Origin of the sequence: Pseudomonas sp. J380 (assembly GCF_009827115.1) — a bacterium.
GTDB classification, from domain to species: domain Bacteria; phylum Pseudomonadota; class Gammaproteobacteria; order Pseudomonadales; family Pseudomonadaceae; genus Aquipseudomonas; species Aquipseudomonas paracarnis.
The window spans coordinates 121,602-135,825 of the sequence record NZ_CP043060.1 but is presented as its reverse complement, the minus strand read 5'-3'; the positions used below and the strand labels follow the sequence as shown (position 1 = coordinate 135,825).

The 14,224-nt window shown below is 60.2% G+C and carries 25 protein-coding genes; 1 reads left to right on the top strand and 24 read right to left on the bottom strand.

The window, feature by feature from the left end; translation table 11 throughout:
- Window positions 1–123 precede the first annotated feature (123 nt).
- Window positions 124–396, top strand: coding sequence for a hypothetical protein (locus FXO12_RS00910; protein WP_155717319.1), 273 nt, complete (start codon window positions 124–126; stop codon window positions 394–396).
- Here the strand turns inward: FXO12_RS00910 and FXO12_RS00905 are convergent.
- The 24 genes from FXO12_RS00905 to FXO12_RS00790 form a co-directional block, all read right to left on the bottom strand.
- Window positions 387–620, bottom strand: coding sequence for a hypothetical protein (locus tag FXO12_RS00905; protein ID WP_056786094.1), 234 nt, complete (start codon window positions 618–620; stop codon window positions 387–389). The genes FXO12_RS00910 and FXO12_RS00905 overlap by 10 nt on opposite strands.
- Window positions 621–658: 38 nt before the next feature.
- The gene (locus FXO12_RS00900; RefSeq protein WP_052224608.1) at window positions 659–910 is read right to left on the bottom strand and encodes a DUF1799 domain-containing protein; all 252 of its coding nucleotides are present in this window, start codon (window positions 908–910) and stop codon (window positions 659–661) included.
- Window positions 911–972: 62 nt separating this feature from the next.
- Window positions 973–1,356 (bottom strand): phage tail assembly chaperone, encoded by a 384-nt coding sequence (locus tag FXO12_RS00895; RefSeq protein WP_034120567.1) that lies wholly within the window; start codon window positions 1,354–1,356, stop codon window positions 973–975.
- A 3-nt stretch (window positions 1,357–1,359) separates the two neighbouring features.
- Window positions 1,360–2,016, bottom strand: coding sequence for a phage tail protein (locus tag FXO12_RS00890; protein WP_160049492.1), 657 nt, complete (start codon window positions 2,014–2,016; stop codon window positions 1,360–1,362).
- 71 nt (window positions 2,017–2,087) lie between these two features.
- Complete coding sequence (locus FXO12_RS00885; protein WP_160049491.1) at window positions 2,088–2,504, bottom strand: phage tail terminator-like protein; 417 nt, start codon at window positions 2,502–2,504, stop codon at window positions 2,088–2,090.
- Window positions 2,501–2,926 (bottom strand): HK97 gp10 family phage protein, encoded by a 426-nt coding sequence (locus FXO12_RS00880; RefSeq protein WP_160049794.1) that lies wholly within the window; start codon window positions 2,924–2,926, stop codon window positions 2,501–2,503. The genes FXO12_RS00885 and FXO12_RS00880 overlap by 4 nt, the downstream gene beginning before the upstream one ends.
- Window positions 2,927–2,937: 11 nt before the next feature.
- On the bottom strand, window positions 2,938–3,324 hold the full coding sequence (locus tag FXO12_RS00875) for a hypothetical protein (protein ID WP_160049490.1): 387 nt from the start codon (window positions 3,322–3,324) through the stop codon (window positions 2,938–2,940).
- Window positions 3,324–4,379, bottom strand: a complete 1,056-nt coding sequence (locus FXO12_RS00870) for a hypothetical protein (RefSeq protein WP_160049488.1) — start codon at window positions 4,377–4,379, stop codon at window positions 3,324–3,326. Before FXO12_RS00870 ends, FXO12_RS00875 begins: the two co-directional genes overlap by 1 nt.
- On the bottom strand, window positions 4,376–4,897 hold the full coding sequence (locus tag FXO12_RS00865) for a DnaT-like ssDNA-binding protein (protein WP_160049486.1): 522 nt from the start codon (window positions 4,895–4,897) through the stop codon (window positions 4,376–4,378). Before FXO12_RS00865 ends, FXO12_RS00870 begins: the two co-directional genes overlap by 4 nt.
- 42 nt (window positions 4,898–4,939) lie before the next feature.
- Window positions 4,940–5,119, bottom strand: a complete 180-nt coding sequence (locus FXO12_RS00860; RefSeq protein ID WP_160049484.1) for a hypothetical protein — start codon at window positions 5,117–5,119, stop codon at window positions 4,940–4,942.
- A gap of 12 nt (window positions 5,120–5,131) precedes the next feature.
- Entirely contained in the window at window positions 5,132–6,094 is a 963-nt protein-coding gene (locus tag FXO12_RS00855) for a DUF2184 domain-containing protein (RefSeq protein WP_124376723.1), read from the bottom strand.
- 1 nt (window position 6,095) lies between these two features.
- Window positions 6,096–6,575, bottom strand: coding sequence for a hypothetical protein (locus tag FXO12_RS00850; RefSeq protein ID WP_160049482.1), 480 nt, complete (start codon window positions 6,573–6,575; stop codon window positions 6,096–6,098).
- A gap of 10 nt (window positions 6,576–6,585) precedes the next feature.
- Window positions 6,586–7,716, bottom strand: coding sequence for a DUF2213 domain-containing protein (locus tag FXO12_RS00845; RefSeq protein WP_160049480.1), 1,131 nt, complete (start codon window positions 7,714–7,716; stop codon window positions 6,586–6,588).
- Window positions 7,713–9,518, bottom strand: a complete 1,806-nt coding sequence (locus FXO12_RS00840; RefSeq protein WP_160049478.1) for an anti-CBASS protein Acb1 family protein — start codon at window positions 9,516–9,518, stop codon at window positions 7,713–7,715. The genes FXO12_RS00845 and FXO12_RS00840 overlap by 4 nt, the downstream gene beginning before the upstream one ends.
- Window positions 9,515–10,795, bottom strand: a complete 1,281-nt coding sequence (locus FXO12_RS00835) for a terminase large subunit domain-containing protein (protein ID WP_178119857.1) — start codon at window positions 10,793–10,795, stop codon at window positions 9,515–9,517. The genes FXO12_RS00840 and FXO12_RS00835 overlap by 4 nt, the downstream gene beginning before the upstream one ends.
- The gene (locus FXO12_RS00830; protein ID WP_160049476.1) at window positions 10,758–11,291 is read right to left on the bottom strand and encodes a DUF2280 domain-containing protein; all 534 of its coding nucleotides are present in this window, start codon (window positions 11,289–11,291) and stop codon (window positions 10,758–10,760) included. Before FXO12_RS00830 ends, FXO12_RS00835 begins: the two co-directional genes overlap by 38 nt.
- 31 nt (window positions 11,292–11,322) lie before the next feature.
- Window positions 11,323–11,946: a putative metallopeptidase gene (locus FXO12_RS00825; protein WP_160049474.1), complete on the bottom strand. Its 624-nt coding sequence runs from the start codon at window positions 11,944–11,946 to the stop codon at window positions 11,323–11,325.
- Window positions 11,912–12,154: a hypothetical protein gene (locus FXO12_RS00820; RefSeq protein ID WP_160049472.1), complete on the bottom strand. Its 243-nt coding sequence runs from the start codon at window positions 12,152–12,154 to the stop codon at window positions 11,912–11,914. Before FXO12_RS00820 ends, FXO12_RS00825 begins: the two co-directional genes overlap by 35 nt.
- Window positions 12,151–12,360, bottom strand: a complete 210-nt coding sequence (locus FXO12_RS00815) for a hypothetical protein (RefSeq protein ID WP_160049470.1) — start codon at window positions 12,358–12,360, stop codon at window positions 12,151–12,153. Before FXO12_RS00815 ends, FXO12_RS00820 begins: the two co-directional genes overlap by 4 nt.
- A 49-nt stretch (window positions 12,361–12,409) precedes the next feature.
- Window positions 12,410–12,706, bottom strand: a complete 297-nt coding sequence (locus FXO12_RS00810) for a hypothetical protein (protein WP_160049468.1) — start codon at window positions 12,704–12,706, stop codon at window positions 12,410–12,412.
- Complete coding sequence (locus tag FXO12_RS00805) at window positions 12,687–13,010, bottom strand: hypothetical protein (protein WP_160049466.1); 324 nt, start codon at window positions 13,008–13,010, stop codon at window positions 12,687–12,689. Before FXO12_RS00805 ends, FXO12_RS00810 begins: the two co-directional genes overlap by 20 nt.
- Window positions 13,010–13,381, bottom strand: a complete 372-nt coding sequence (locus FXO12_RS00800; protein ID WP_160049465.1) for a chemotaxis protein — start codon at window positions 13,379–13,381, stop codon at window positions 13,010–13,012. Before FXO12_RS00800 ends, FXO12_RS00805 begins: the two co-directional genes overlap by 1 nt.
- Window positions 13,382–13,513: 132 nt before the next feature.
- Window positions 13,514–13,690, bottom strand: coding sequence for a hypothetical protein (locus FXO12_RS00795; protein WP_160049463.1), 177 nt, complete (start codon window positions 13,688–13,690; stop codon window positions 13,514–13,516).
- 255 nt (window positions 13,691–13,945) lie between these two features.
- The gene (locus FXO12_RS00790) at window positions 13,946–14,185 is read right to left on the bottom strand and encodes a hypothetical protein (RefSeq protein WP_160049462.1); all 240 of its coding nucleotides are present in this window, start codon (window positions 14,183–14,185) and stop codon (window positions 13,946–13,948) included.
- Between the last annotated feature and the right edge of the window lie 39 nt (window positions 14,186–14,224).

Genomic DNA, 14,224 nt, shown 5'->3' with positions numbered 1-14,224 from the left:
TAACGCCCGACCATCGGCCAGTAGTAGCCTCCTGCCACACGCAAGGATTCCCCAGTCCTTCGCCTGCAAGCCCAAGGACCGGGATAGCGCCAATATCGGCGCGTTTAAGACCTGGAGGTCAATGTGAACGACGGAAAAATAAATCCACTTGAAGGACTGAGCTCGCCAATTGGTATGGGGACGTTGGCAGTCACGCTGGCGTTAACACGAGCAGTTCAGGCCATTGCGGGCAAGGATAGCAAGGTAATCGATACCTTTTTGCAGCAAGCTTTGACCTCAGAACTATTTGCGAACTGTAGCGAAGAAATTCAAACGAATTTTAAAGCGCCAATCGAGAAAGCACTCAAGGCCACCGCCGAAACAAGGGAGCTGCTTGCCAAAATCAATCAGAGCTGATCAAGGTCCGCCGCAAGGCCAGATGTAGACCCAGCTGTTTCACTGATCCCGAGCGCATGCTCAATTCTCGAAAGCCGGCGCTCCAACAGGTCGGCTTTCTCTTGAGCACCCACAGCAAACTCTTCTGGCAAACCAGTGCGGAGGCCAGCAAACCGACCAGCATCAACGATGAATGTGCTGTTGATAAAAGTCTCATCATCGAGCACTTCAAAAGACTTACTCATACTATTCTCCCGCGGCCATGCCGCTTCATCTTGATTGGTTACGTGCGACTCTCGCCCATTACCAGCAGCGCCTCAGCTTCCATCATGCGAAGGTCGGGGAAGGCCTGCGTCAGCTCGGCACGCTTGAGTCCGATCATGCCGGCCACCGGCTTGATAGCGTTGTAGTCCAGCCCCACGGCGCCGCCCATACCCACACGCCACTGCGTGGACATCGCCTCGAAGAGCAGAAAGGCGGGCCAGTTGTCCGGCCAGACCTCGTACTCTTCGTCGGGGATGTCGGCCTTGGTCATGCCGAAGGCCGCCAGGTCCGCTTCTGACGGGCCCTGCTCGTACAGGATGCGGGCGACGCCGGTCAGTTTCCCAGGCGGGCCGGCTGGTAGGCTGCCTGATACGCCTCAAGCACTGCCTTGGGCGCACCTACGCAGGTGGTTACCAGCGCAGTCATAGACTCGTCGGACAGCTTCTCATCGAAGCCCCAGCCACTGACGATGTCCTTAAGCTGATTCACCTGCAGCGCGATCTCCGAGGCAGTGGCGTCCTGCCAGGACATGCCCTCGTCCTGCACCTTGGTGGCGTGCTCGTCGCGCGCCGTGTTCCAGCGGTCGAACAGCGCCGAGAGGGCAATGCGGTCCAGGTACTTGAACTCGAAGTCCACCGCCACCGCTTCACCGCCCACGCGGGGGATCTGCACCTTGGCCTTGAAAGTTGGGTTTGGCGCGATCTTGATCTTGGCCATGAGTTACACCACCACTGCCGAGTAGCGGGTTGGGCGGCCGGCGAGCGACAGTGTGATGACGCGGGTCATCAGGTTGTTACGGGACAGGGCCGGAGTCGACGTGATGGTCACGTAAGCGTTGTAAAGGATGCTGTCGCCGTTCGGCAGGTTCAGGCGCAGTACGCGGGTGACCTTGTCCTCGTCGGCGGTTTCAACCACTGGCACGTACGGTAGCGACGGGTCATCAGCTACGGTGAACGACATGCTGATCGGGTTCTTGGTGGTCGGAATCTGGCGGTCGTCATCGTCTGCCAGGAAGCCGAAGGTCAGGAACTGCTGGTCGCCGCCGGTGGTAGCCACGTCGGTGATCTGCGAGATCTCAACGAAACCAGTAACTTCACGCACCGAGCCGATGCCCGAGCCGGCTGGGTATGGCTGGAGGTTGGTGGTGTTGACGTTCTCCATGGCGAAGGTGCCGGACAGGCTGTCAGCCACGCGCGCTGCGCGGTCATTGAGGCGGGTCCAGCCCGAGGTGACGGCGATGATATCGCCATCGCTCAGACCGTGGGCCGCGGCGGTCGCTACCGCTGGATTGGCGTTGCTCAGCGCGGTTACCGGAATTGCAGTGCCATAGGTCGCAGCGATTTGCAGGGTCGCGCCGTTGGGGAGTCGAAAGCCCATGTGTATTTTCCTCTTTGCAGAAATGACAAAACCCGCTCAGTGGCGGGTTCTGGGTTTGCCCAGCGGGCGAATTAGTTGGTGTCTGCTCGATACTGGAACGAGGCCGGCACAGTGTAGGTGCTGCCGTCAGCGATGCCTGGGCCAGGCCCGACCGGAGTCAGCACAATGGCGACCAGACCCGCGCGGGGGATACGCAGATTCACCGGGAACAGCGTGGCCAGTTCATCCACGATGCCGCTGGCCTCAGTCCGGTACTTGCCGGATGGCGCAACGATATTGACCTGGAATACGCCGACGTAAAGGTGGTGGTCACCGCCCAGCGTGTTGCTGGCTGTTACCGCGGGCAGCGTGAAGGCCCGCAGGTACGTCTCTCCGTTAGCCGGTGTGTAGGCCTCGTTCTCCACCACCACCTTCAGTGGCTTGGATCGAGCCTTGGCCCAGGCCAGCAGGCGCGACTCAAAGGCCGCCGCGATAATGTTATGGCTCATACCTGGTTATTCCTGATGGCTTCTTCGACGATCTGCTGGAATCGTGCGAGCGTGATTTGCACCATGCCGGCCGGCGCCTGGTCGGAATGTCCGTATTCGAGCGGCACGCCGTACACCAGGTTGTTGACGATGTAAGCGACCTGCCCTGCCTCCAACTTGCTGACCTCGGCCACCAGAGTCGCAATAGTTTCGTGCCCTGCCTTGTCGAAGGTGTCGATGCTCTGGTTCGAAGGCGCACCCACAGTGAACTGCCAGTTGCCTTTGAATCGCCCAGTGTCCACCGGTGACAGGCGGATCACCGAGGTGCCGATCTCGATCACCACCTCGCGGAACACGTCGTCGATGGCTTCCTTCGCCTGCTCAGCGAATGCCGCCAGGCTCTCGGCAAAGCCGCCTTGTTGGCCGCCGTAGCGGCTGGTCATGTGATTGGCCATTACTTGCGAACCTGCAGCTCGAAGCCAACCGCCAGGCCGGCATAGTTCCATGGGCCGACGGTGATCACGGTGTAGGTTGTGCCGTCGAACTCTATTCGGTCGTTGCTCAATGGGATCGGCATATCCGCCCCGCTGAGCTGCACCGGAGACACCAGCAACTTGACGTCGCCGCGAACGATCAGCGTGCCATCGATGTACTTGTTGTCGTATTCCTCACGGAAGCCGGAGCCGTTCACGACCAGTTCGCTGGGCGCCGGCGGTGCGTCTGGGTCGTACTCGCCCAGGGTCTCGCGGCGCAGGACCAGCTCAAGGCCTTTCCCGCCTTTGCTGCGCGGCGCAAGCATCCGCGCGGCCAGGGCCTTGGCGCGATCATAGATATCTGGCATCACTTGCGCCTTATTTTGTAGATGGCCGAACATCGGCAGTTGGCACGCTCACTCCACCCGGCCCCCAGGCTGGTATCGCCCGGATATCGAAGCAGCGCACCGGTGGGGCTCTGGAATGGCTGATCCTTCTGCACCTCTTGGCCGCCCATCACCGAATGCGTGTGGCGGACCTTCTTGTCGCCTCGGTCGCGCCAGGTCTTGGTGACCGAGTCGCGATCGAGACCCTGAGCAATCAACTGCTCGTACACCTGGTCACGGCCGGCGCCGAACGACTCGAGCGCCTCAGCCTTGGACAGCATCTCGGCATAGGTCTTCATGAGGCGATCGGCGTAGCGACCGGCAATCTTGTCCACGTCAGTCTGGGCGACTGGCGTGCCGGCCTTGATTGCCCTGTTCACGATTCCGTCGAATCGTCGGTCCCGGCGCGTGCGCTGCAAATACTTGCGCATCTCATCTGGGTTGCCGCCAAGCAGCTGCGAACGGGCATTCAGCACAAACTGCGCATAGTTGCCGGGAAGACCGATAACGCCACCAGAGCGCGCCCCGGTCTGCGCGCTCTTGCGGCCGATCAGGTCCAGCGCTGCTTGGCGAGGGGTGCGCACCATCGGCGTAGCGCCGACTTCGACCTGTACAGCAGCAGGCTGTGCACTTGGCCAGCCTACAATGCGGCGGCGACTGCCCATCACTTCGCGAATAGCTGCTCGCACGTCAATAGCTGAGTTCGCTCGGATCTCTTCAGCCTTGGCAGAAACCCACTTTTCTGCGACTGGCGCGCGGGCATCGAACTCGAATCGCCCGATGTCGCGAGGAATCACGATCGCCTTCACTTCGAACTTGGCGCCGGCGATAAATACCGACCTGGCCAGCTCAAGGAATGCGGACAGCGCACCAAGACTGAGCAGGGCAACTAAGCCATCCTCATCCTCTTCAGCGATCAGGCGCTCAACTTCTGCAACCGTTGCCGCGCCGACCACCGTCTTGACCTGCTTCAGGTACGCCTGCTGCATCGCAGGCTCCATTCCTTCGATGGCCTGGATGATCTGCGCCGGGGTCATACCGTAAAAACCGCAGGCAGCGTGTAGCGAGCCACCAGCACCGGGGCAATCATCTCGTCGATGATGCTGATCACCGGGCGGACAGAGCCGGCGGCGTCTGCACCCACCGACACGGCGAATTCAGTTTCCAGCGGGCCGACCTTCTCGCGCTTCACCATGGAGGCGGACACGAAGTCAGGGCTGAGGCTTCCAGGCTCGACGATTTCACGCAGTGCGGCTTCGTACGTTGCCTGCTCAACCTCGACGGGCACCTGGTCAGCTGGGATCTGGTTGCCCTCGTAGTCATAAGCTCCTGTGCGCGGCCACTCCCTGGCTTGCCCTCTGCCCTCGGTCTTCACGCCGGGGAACAATGACTGCCACACGCCAGAAGCAAGAAGCTTCCGGTAGCGGCCGTCGATGTAGACCGATGCCCGGATCAGTGCGGCCTGCTTCGCCACTTCATCACCAGCCCAGGCGGTATTCGCGCGCGCAGCGTGATAGGCGTCGGCAGCTGCGACGGTTCCGTAAAAGTCTGGCATCGGGATATCTCGAATAGGTGGAGCGGCGCACCGCTCCGAGGTTTACTTTTTGTCGCTGTCGGCTTTCTTGGCTTCGCCGACGACAAGGAAGTCCAGGCGCTTGGCGCCCTTCAACCCTGCCTCGGTGAATTCCACATCGACGGAATCGCCTGGCGCGATGTATTGAACGCCCGACTTCGTGTGCACGCCCTGCAGCGCCTTCGAGTTATTGGTCACTTTCATGTCGACCTCCTATCAGGATACTGGCGGGGTGATTTCGTCGAGGTACGCTACGGCGCCCGGCAGACGAATCTCGGTACCGCCTGTGCGGGCGATGATCCCGGTTTCGAAGCCCATGATGGACTTCTGGCGCGGGGCCAGGACGCGGCGCGGCATTGGCAGGTGGAAGCGAACCACTTCCGGGTCCTTGCGGTACGCAACCAGACGACCACCACCATCCTGCGAAGCGTTCCGGGCTTCGCGCAGTGGCGCGATGTCCAGCGGCAGGCCGGTCTCGGCGGTGTAGATGTTGTTGCGGCGCATGTATTCCAGCACCGTCATGAAGCCATCGCCAGCGCCCATGCGCTTGGTTGCCACGGCGCGGAATGCGTCAGGCGGCATGCGCAAGGTATCTGCCCACTCGACTTCGCCAGTGTTGGTGCGGATGCTGCCCAGCAAGCCGTTCACGTCAGCCATGATCAGGTCGACGTCTTTGGCGGACCAGTAGGTCGAACCAGCAGTGCCGGACGCAGCGGCGTCAACACGCGAAACGTTGCTGTCGTTCAACAGGCCGGTCCAGCGCTTCTCAACACTGCCAGTGAAGGCAATGCTGTTCAGCAGGCGCTCAACCTTGTCGGCGGCCGAATCAGCCTTGGTGCCGCTCAGGTTGATGCCGTACAGCTGTGCCTGGTTCACTTCTTCCAGGTTCCATTCCCAGCCGGAGCCGATCATGGCGAAGTCGTGCGATGCCTGGTCGTGCGTTGCCGAGTTGAACGGCATGTCAGTGCCCGAACCCGACAGGAACTTGGCTTCACCGGCAGTATCGACGGTGAAGAACGTGGTGCCGATGGCCCATGGAGCGCCCTCAGTTACCACTGGAATGCTCGCGGCGTAGTTAAACGTCGGGTAGCGGCGGGTGTAGATGCGCGTTTCGATGTTCCGGCCCTGGGCCAGAACGAACGGGAACGCCGACTGAGCGTCTTCGAAAGCTTGAGGCATGTTAAGCGCTCCGATGTTTGAGGGAGATTTCGACGATGTCGCCGTTCGCACCAGTGGTGTCGAAGATGGCGCCAGGGATCAACACTGCGCCTTCAGCGGCGGTCGTGACGTAGCGATTGGTCGCGGCGACGTAGTACACGTCATCACCAGGCACCACGGCAGCGCCGGCGGTTACATACATCTGGCCATCGGTCATGAACGCGCCGGTGAAGTCTCGCGGGTAGCCGTCGATCAGAGTGGAACCGGTCGCCACAGGCGGTACGGCTGCGCTCAGCACAGCCAGGCCCAGGAACAAGGTGCCAGTGGCGGCGATCCTGTGATCGTTGCCAGCACCAGCCACACGGAAGCCAGGTGCGCCGAAGACAATGCCTTCGGCGTTCGAGACGGTGCGACTGATCTTGTTGCACTTCTCTTCGTTGGCGACCAGGCCTGGCACGCCCTTGGCTGGAGCGTTGGTGTACGTGGTTTGGTAAGTAGCCATGGTGTGCTCCTTATGCTTTCGGCAGGTGGGCGGTTTGCATGTCCGAAATCATCTTCAGCCGTGCTTTTTCCGAATCATCACCACCGGCAGCGCTGTCCTGGTGGATCATGTGCTGGCGGAATGGGTCATTGGCCGGGTTCTTGGCAGCGTCTTCCACCAGGATCTCGAAGCGGGCATCGATGTAGGCGTCAGCCTTGCCCGTTACGGCCGCATCACCCAGCTTGGCGATGACCACGGCCTTGCGGATCTCGGCATCGGTCTTGCCGGTATAGTCGGCATCGGCGATGTTTTTGGCCTTGGTGAGCAGATCGGCACGGGCGGTGACGCGCTTGTCGATATCGGCATCGCTGATCACAGCCGCTTTCAGCTTGGTGATCTCGTCGTCTTTCTTGGCCAGTTCGCCGTCCTTCAGCGCAATCGCAGTAGCGTGCGCGTCGGTCAGGGTCTTGGTGGCGGTGGCAGCATCGGCAAGCTTGGTGTTCAGCTTCTCGATGGCCTGGGCGCCTTGCTCGGTGACATCAATGGAGATGCCATCGACAAGGAGTTTTCGCAGTGCATCAGCCATGTCATGGCCTCCTGTTGGGGTATTTGGTTTGCTATCACCGATACGAAACTCTTCGCCAGCCCGCGCGCTGTGCACCAGGCTGAGGTGATTCATTTTCATTGGGCCAAGACTGACGTGATAAGGATCGCCCTCTGGCGTTACGCCATCTTGGAAGATGATCTCAGCGCCATAGCCCATGGAAAGTTGTCGTTTTCCTGCTTCGAAGTCCGAGATGGCGGTGGCATCCATGAGGACCAGGGGCACCTTCACCCGCTGACCATCACGGATAACCTCGCCGCCCGTGTTACCGACAGCCACGTCCTTCCAGTTCTGGGAGTTGACACCGTCGCCGCCCGGGTGGTCGTTGGTCATGGGCCGATAGGCATAGGAGTTCATCGCGTCCTTGTGGAACACCGAGCTCTCTGGCCGGTACACCTTGACGATGGGAACATCCCGCAGGCCGTGCTCGTTGTTCGGGTCAATCTCGGAGCCGAGGTAATCCTGAATACCGGTGCGTGCGACGAAGGCCTCGGCCACCAGGTAGCCGTCTGCCGTGCGTCGAACACCGGAGACAGGCACGGAGTCGGTAAAGATCATGGGTCGAGCTCCTCGAAGATCTCAGGACCCAGCTCGATCGCGCCACGGTATGGCTCAACCTTGTCGATATCGACACTGCCGGGTTCGTATGTGAAGGTGATGTGGGGCTGATAGTCCGGCCAATCCCATGAGGCCCCGGCCTCGACAATGGTTACGTGCCGCCATGCGAGCTCAGAGCTGTTGAACAGCAGCACCACCGCGCCTTCGCCGAACTTGTCGATCAGTCTTGCCCCGCCCGGAGCGATCTTTAGCTCGCCCTTGCCATCACCCGACCATGACTCGCCGACCTTCATCCAATCCACCAGGTTGCGGCTGTAGGCGACGGTGACGTGCAGCTCATTGGCGGGCACGGTTGACTCAAAGCCCTGAGCCTTGGCCCAAGCGATGATGTCGGTGCCATTGGTGACCTTGCGGGACACGTACAGCGTGCGCGGCGCGGCGTCGGAGAGGGCTTTCTTGTCCGCTACCTGATCACCTTCGCTTACCGGAAGGCCATCATCAGCTGCGCCTCCCTCTTCGTCCGGAAGCTCGGCGCCAAACTGATCGATGGCCGCTTCCAGTCCAGGCATCACGCTCAGCTCCACCAGCAGGTTCACCGAGGCAGCCGACAGCGCGTCTTCAGGGAACAATCCGGAATCTTTCAGCGCCTTGATGGTGTCCGCCGTGGTCTTGCCGATGTCAGCCCGCTCTTTGGCCGTGGCCTGCCACAGTGGCGCCCATGAGTAGTGGATCTCCTTGGGGCGGCTGCCCAGTGCTGAGCGGATCAGGCATTCATCCAGCACGCTCATGGCTGGCTTGATCTCCAGCTTCTGGCACGACGCGACGTTGTCGTAGTAATTGCGGGTGTTCTCTTCGCCGTTGGCACCCAGGCCCGTGGAGGACTGGCCGAACATTCGGGTGCCCGGGATATCGAACGCGCCGGACACGCCCTGCTCTGTCTTGGCGATCACCTCAGGCAGATTGCCGAAGCTGGCCGACTTGGAGCTATGGGTCTCGGCGCCGTCGAGGATCAGCGTGCCGTTGATACCCTTGGCGGTAGCAGCCAGACGCAAGCGCTCCAGCAGCAATCGCTCGTAATTCTTGTCCTGCATGCTCGCCATCAGGTTTGGGATATTGATGACGTCGATCTTGGCCTCGTAGACCAGGCTCACAACGTTGGCCACCGTCTCGTCGTAGTGACGCACGGCGGGCATCGCAGCCAGGAGCACTGAGTCACCCCAACCGAAGCCGCAACCGACCGCGAGCTCAGGGTCAGGGTGTGGCGTGCCGATGAAGATCACCAAGCGCGACGGGTGGATCTCAACCAAGCTGCCCGGTAACCGGTAAGCCTTGGGCTTGCCAAAGCGCGGGCTCTGCGGGTCTTGTTCAATCTCGGTCGCGCTGAGTTGTCGGCGAGTCATGACAGTGAGGTACTTCACGCCTCCCTGCTTGATTCGCTCAGGGTTCAGCTCGGATGCCGTATCACGCTCGCCGGTGCCGATGAACACGGCAGCACCACCGAACAGGCGGGCCTTCAATAGGGCGTCAAGCACCTTGCCCTTGACGTTCAGGCGGTCTTCTTCGGCCTCGATCAGTTCGATCTGGTCCTTGTCGGCCTGCCAGCTGCGCCAGTTACGGCACGCGTCCACCGCGGGGATGGTCACGCCCTTCTGCGCCGTCCACGAACCACGGAAGGCGTTCAGCAGCTGCTGGTCGTCCATCTCCGGGATGGCATAGTGCGAGTGAGATGCCTTGTCGCGCGCAGTACCCAGTCCTGCGACCAGGTTCTGCAGGCTGTCTTTCAGGTAGCTGAATGCGCTCATGAGTTGCTCACGTTTGCGAGTGTGTAGCTGCCCGCAATCGGGAAGCGCTGGACAATGAAGTAACCGAGTGCGTCGACCGGGTCTTCAGTGCCGTCCTTGTTGGGTTCGCCGTTTTCGGTGTATGCCTGTTGCTCCAGCACCTGGGTGGTTACTGGGCAGTTGTCGGTGTTCACCAGGTAGCGGCGCTTATGGTCGATATTCAGGAACATGGCGTTCACGGCCAGTACCCGGTCCCTAACCGCTGGGTTCGACGGGTTCACCATCACCATGAAACCAGCGGCGCGGAGCAGGCTGTGGTCCGACTCGCTGCCGTTGACGCTCTTGCGGTTCTTGCCGCTGGCGTCCGGGTAAACGGTGATGCTGTGCCCAGGGAAACGGCGCTTAAGCTCGACGACCATCGCCGGCGTGTCGAACAGGCCAGTGGCCTCCTCCAACAACATAGGCAGGCCTTCGCGAATGACGTGGATCGTCGCCGCCATCCTGTTGATGTTGAAGTCCATGCCGACATGAAGCTGCTCACCCGGGCGGATCGTTGCGTCGGTGTGATTCTGTTTGCGGCAGAAGCTCGGGTACACGCTGCCGGACGTCAGGTTGACGAACAGGCCGTCGATGTAGGCGTCCACCAGGTTCGCCGGGTACGACTTGCGCAGAGACGGTATGTAGTCCTTTGGCAGGTTCTTAGCGTTCTGCCGCGTTGATGCGTGCACGATCCCGTAGAACTCGCGCTGTGATGGGTCGGCTGCCAGTTCCTTGACAAATTTACGGTATACCCAGTTGAATCCCTCAGGCGTCGTGGTGACGTCGATCGTGTTCTGATCGCGCCCCGGCCAAACCGTGGACATCCGCGCAATGATCTTCTTCCAAGCGCTGTCGGCCTTCTTGATCGGCATGCAGTCGATCTCGTCGACCAGCGCGTGAGCGATGTTGAAACCCACGATGCGGTGCGGGTGCTCCATGCTCTTGCAGATGATGGTGGAAAGGCAGCGGCCCTTCTTGTCTCGCAGATACACACGCTTGTTACTGGCAACGATGTCGGCGAATAACCCGAAAGCCTCAGCAACCCCCGGCAGGGTGTCGTAGAAGATGTCGGTGATCTGCGGGTAGGTGGGTGCAAAGTACCCTTGGGGTATTCCAGGAAACTCCAGCGCGTTGATGCACATACGCACACAGCCAACGAACGTCTTGCCGCTCCGGTAGCCCCCAACGAAGGCCATGAACTTGTTGTGGCTCTTGATGAATTCAAATTGAGGCTTGTTCAGCATCAGGATCGCTTGCATCTTCAACCCCGATGATTACTTGCTTAGGCTCGGGCAGGCCCTTATCCGGGTCCTCCAGTTCGCGCTGCAGCTTCTGGATGTTCAGCCGCTTTATCTCGTCGTCCAGCGATTTGTCTGGCTCCACGCGGCGATTGACGAAGACGTCACCCATCTCCTTGGCGGCCTGCTCCAGGATCTGCATAGCCAGACCAATGTTCTTCATCGTCTCGGCCTTCTCCACGAAACGATTCATGGCGCGCAGTCGATAAGCTCGGTTAGCTATGGGTATCTCTGCGGTTTGCTCGCGGAACCGCTTGCGAGTGTCGTGGAATAGGGTTTGCCACTTGAGCGCCAGATGGGAGCCGGCGCGCTTTGTTGGGTCGTGTTGCTCAACCTGCTGACGGGTAACATCCACGTCGAATTCTTGCTTCACCGCTTGTGAGACCTGGCTAGGGGTGTCGAAACACGCCAAAGCCTGAACGATGAAGCTCTTCACCTCATTTTTCAGGGCTGCCATAAGTTAGATTCCGTCTCACGCCTGTCTTACATCAGGCCAACTTGAGCAGACAGGTTCCGCAGGCCCTCGCAATGTTCAATTTCCCCACCTCAGCAGGAATGTTTGCAGCATCCACCAGGGCCTGCACTTCTCGGCTGGCACCATAGCGGCGGACCACACCGACGAACTCTTCGACGTCATGGCCTTGAAGCTTCAGCTTTGGGGATCCGTCTTGGGTGAAGGCCGGTTGGCCGTACTTATCGGTCGCCTGGGCGATGTGATAGAGCTCGTGCTCCAGAAGCGCGCAGAACTCTTCGTCGCTGCACTGGGCGCAGTAGTCAGCAGCCAAGGTGATGATGAAAGCCGGCACGTCGCCGAACCAATCACGCATCTGTTGCTCCATTCGGGCTTTCTGCCAGCCGCCGGCACGGAACGCTACCTGTTCGGCCTGGCCCAGGACCGTGCGGCCCTGTTTGGCGAAGCTCGACGACGCCCACATGACCCGGATGTCCGCATGCAGTAGGTGGCCATGGTCTTCGTTGTGAATACTGCCGGTGTCGGCAACGATCTCGATCTGGGCCCACTCCCAAACCTCTGGCGCTGGAGTGAGGCGGATACCGAAGTCGGAAAGGTCCGACAATTCAAGTAGATTCGCCGGAGGTAGTGGCCTGTTCAATTGGAATCACCTTGATCTCGCCCCATACAGGGTGGAAGTCGACATGCTCGCCGTCCGTGGACTTCAGCGGGGCATCCAATACCACGGCGATACCTGCCTTGGTGTCGCAGTAGGTCACGCCGTCAACACGCTGGCCGTCGATGATCACTTCACGCCGCCCTCGACCATCGTCCCAGTGGTGGACGTGTTCGCCTGATTGGTCGCTCATGGTGATACCTCATACTGGAACGCCCGATCAGCAGGCATGGCCGTCACGAACCGGCACCTGTGAGTATCGAACGCCTCATTGAACGCAATGGTGCGGCGGTACTCGGAGGTGACCTTACCGGTGAACCGCTCGCGGTGAACGACCACACCCTCACGCAGGAACTCGACTTCAGCCGATCCCAGTAGCTTGGTGACGATTACTTTCATGTGACCTATCTCGCGCCACGATTTGGCGCGTTCGAAAACGTGGCGCGGATTACGGTGCAAGCCGCAGCTGCTGATCGAACAGCTCCCGGATCTCTCCAAGCCTGCCCATCACAAGCGGCTCACCCTCCAAATGGATAAGGTGGGCCAGCTGGTGGACGATCCCCTCATCCGAAAGCGCCTGGCTGGTCGGCAGCTCCTTGAACCAGCACACGAACACGGCGAAGTGCAGAGCCCCTGGCAATTCCTTCAGGAAGCGCTTGTCAGTCATCTGGACGTATCGGGCATGCTCTTCGCGTAGGTCTTGGTAGCTGGCTGAGTAGCGGTTATCACCGATCAAGTAGTCCACGGTTAAGTGCCTCGTCCGCCTTATCAGCAGCCTGGGCCGCAGTGGTTGCGGCCTTGGTCGCCTTGTCAGCAGCAGTGCCCGTCTTGCGAGTCAGCTCCTCCAGGCGCTTATCACGCTCAGTCATCGCGGTGTCGTAGGCCTCGCGGATGCCCTTGACCTGATTGCTCTGGTTCTCGGCGAGTGACCAGTAGGCGGCCTGATAGCCCAAAACAGCCCCACCACCCACCAGCACGACAGCAATGGCCCAAACTTCAGTCCGGCGCCACCAGCGGCGTGCGATAAATTCCAATGCGCATCTGTCCATCAGGCGATTCCTCCCAGCTTGGTGCGCAGGCGAGTGATCTCGTCGCTCTGTTGCGTCACACGGTCAGTGAGTTGGTCGACCTGGCTGGTGAGCGCTTCGATCTTGCCTTCCATGCGCCCAACAGCGGCGGCCAGGTCATTCCGCTCTTTCGCGAACTGATCAGCGCGCGCCTCGGCTTCTTTGCGGGCGGCGCGCTCCTGGTTCAGCAGCTCGTTCAGCCGGCGAAGTGTGCCGATGTCCGCGCTATCCATAGCCCGGTCAGTCGCGTCCTTTGACAGGAACTTGCGCAACCAAAGCAGGCCGCCTAGCACTACGGTGGCACTACCGCCCAGCCAGGTAGCTGTGCCTGGGCCGAGGTCAGTAGGATCCATCTTCGCTCCATCGGTATAGGTTGGCCGCTTTCGGCCGTGCAATTGAATCGGCTCACACAGCACTCCCAGCTCGGAGCAATGGGTGTGGGGAGCCGAAAACGAAAAGGCCTTGGTCAATGCCAAGGCCATGAATTATTGATTTATGGGGCCGAACGTGAGGCCCTTCAGGAACACGCGCTGCTCTGGCGTAATCGAGTCAACCGGCTTTGCATTTTCGATGATAGAGGCATCAATGCGTGCCCAGTTAATGCAAACGATGCCATCTACCACGACGAACGCTGCCGTATCTTCTAGTCTTTTAAGGCCCATGCCGAACCTCCACAAACGAAAAAGCCTCTGCGAATGCAGAGGCCCTGAATAGGTGCGCTCGTCTTTCCGAGCTGTCGGCCAAAGACTTTCTCAACGTCGACGCCCCTTTGCATCGATCTCGCCGTTCCTGTCTCGCGCCACCCTGTAAGCACAGTGAGGTCAGGGTGCGCGGGCTGCCGGTGTTTTTCCGTAGCGCTGCACTACCGGCTTATCAGCGTCCAGACCTTCCGTGAGGCTGCCCTGGCTACAGGTGAATCAGAAAGCTGGCGAGATATCGAAGTAGTAGTCTTTCCCTGCTTCGAAGTGCTCGGCACGGTCAGCGGCCACGTTGACGGTGTATTCGCCGTACGGGGTGTACTTGCCGTAGATCGCATCCTCTTCCGCCGGGTTGGCCGACCACACGGCACCGAAGTGCAGGCGGGTCAGTGATTCCGTCGAGCCCTGAACAGGCCCTTTGGAGCGGAGAGTCATTTTGCAGCGGGTGATTTTGGTCATCGGTAGATCCTCGTACATCGATTGAGCAGGAGGGTCTTT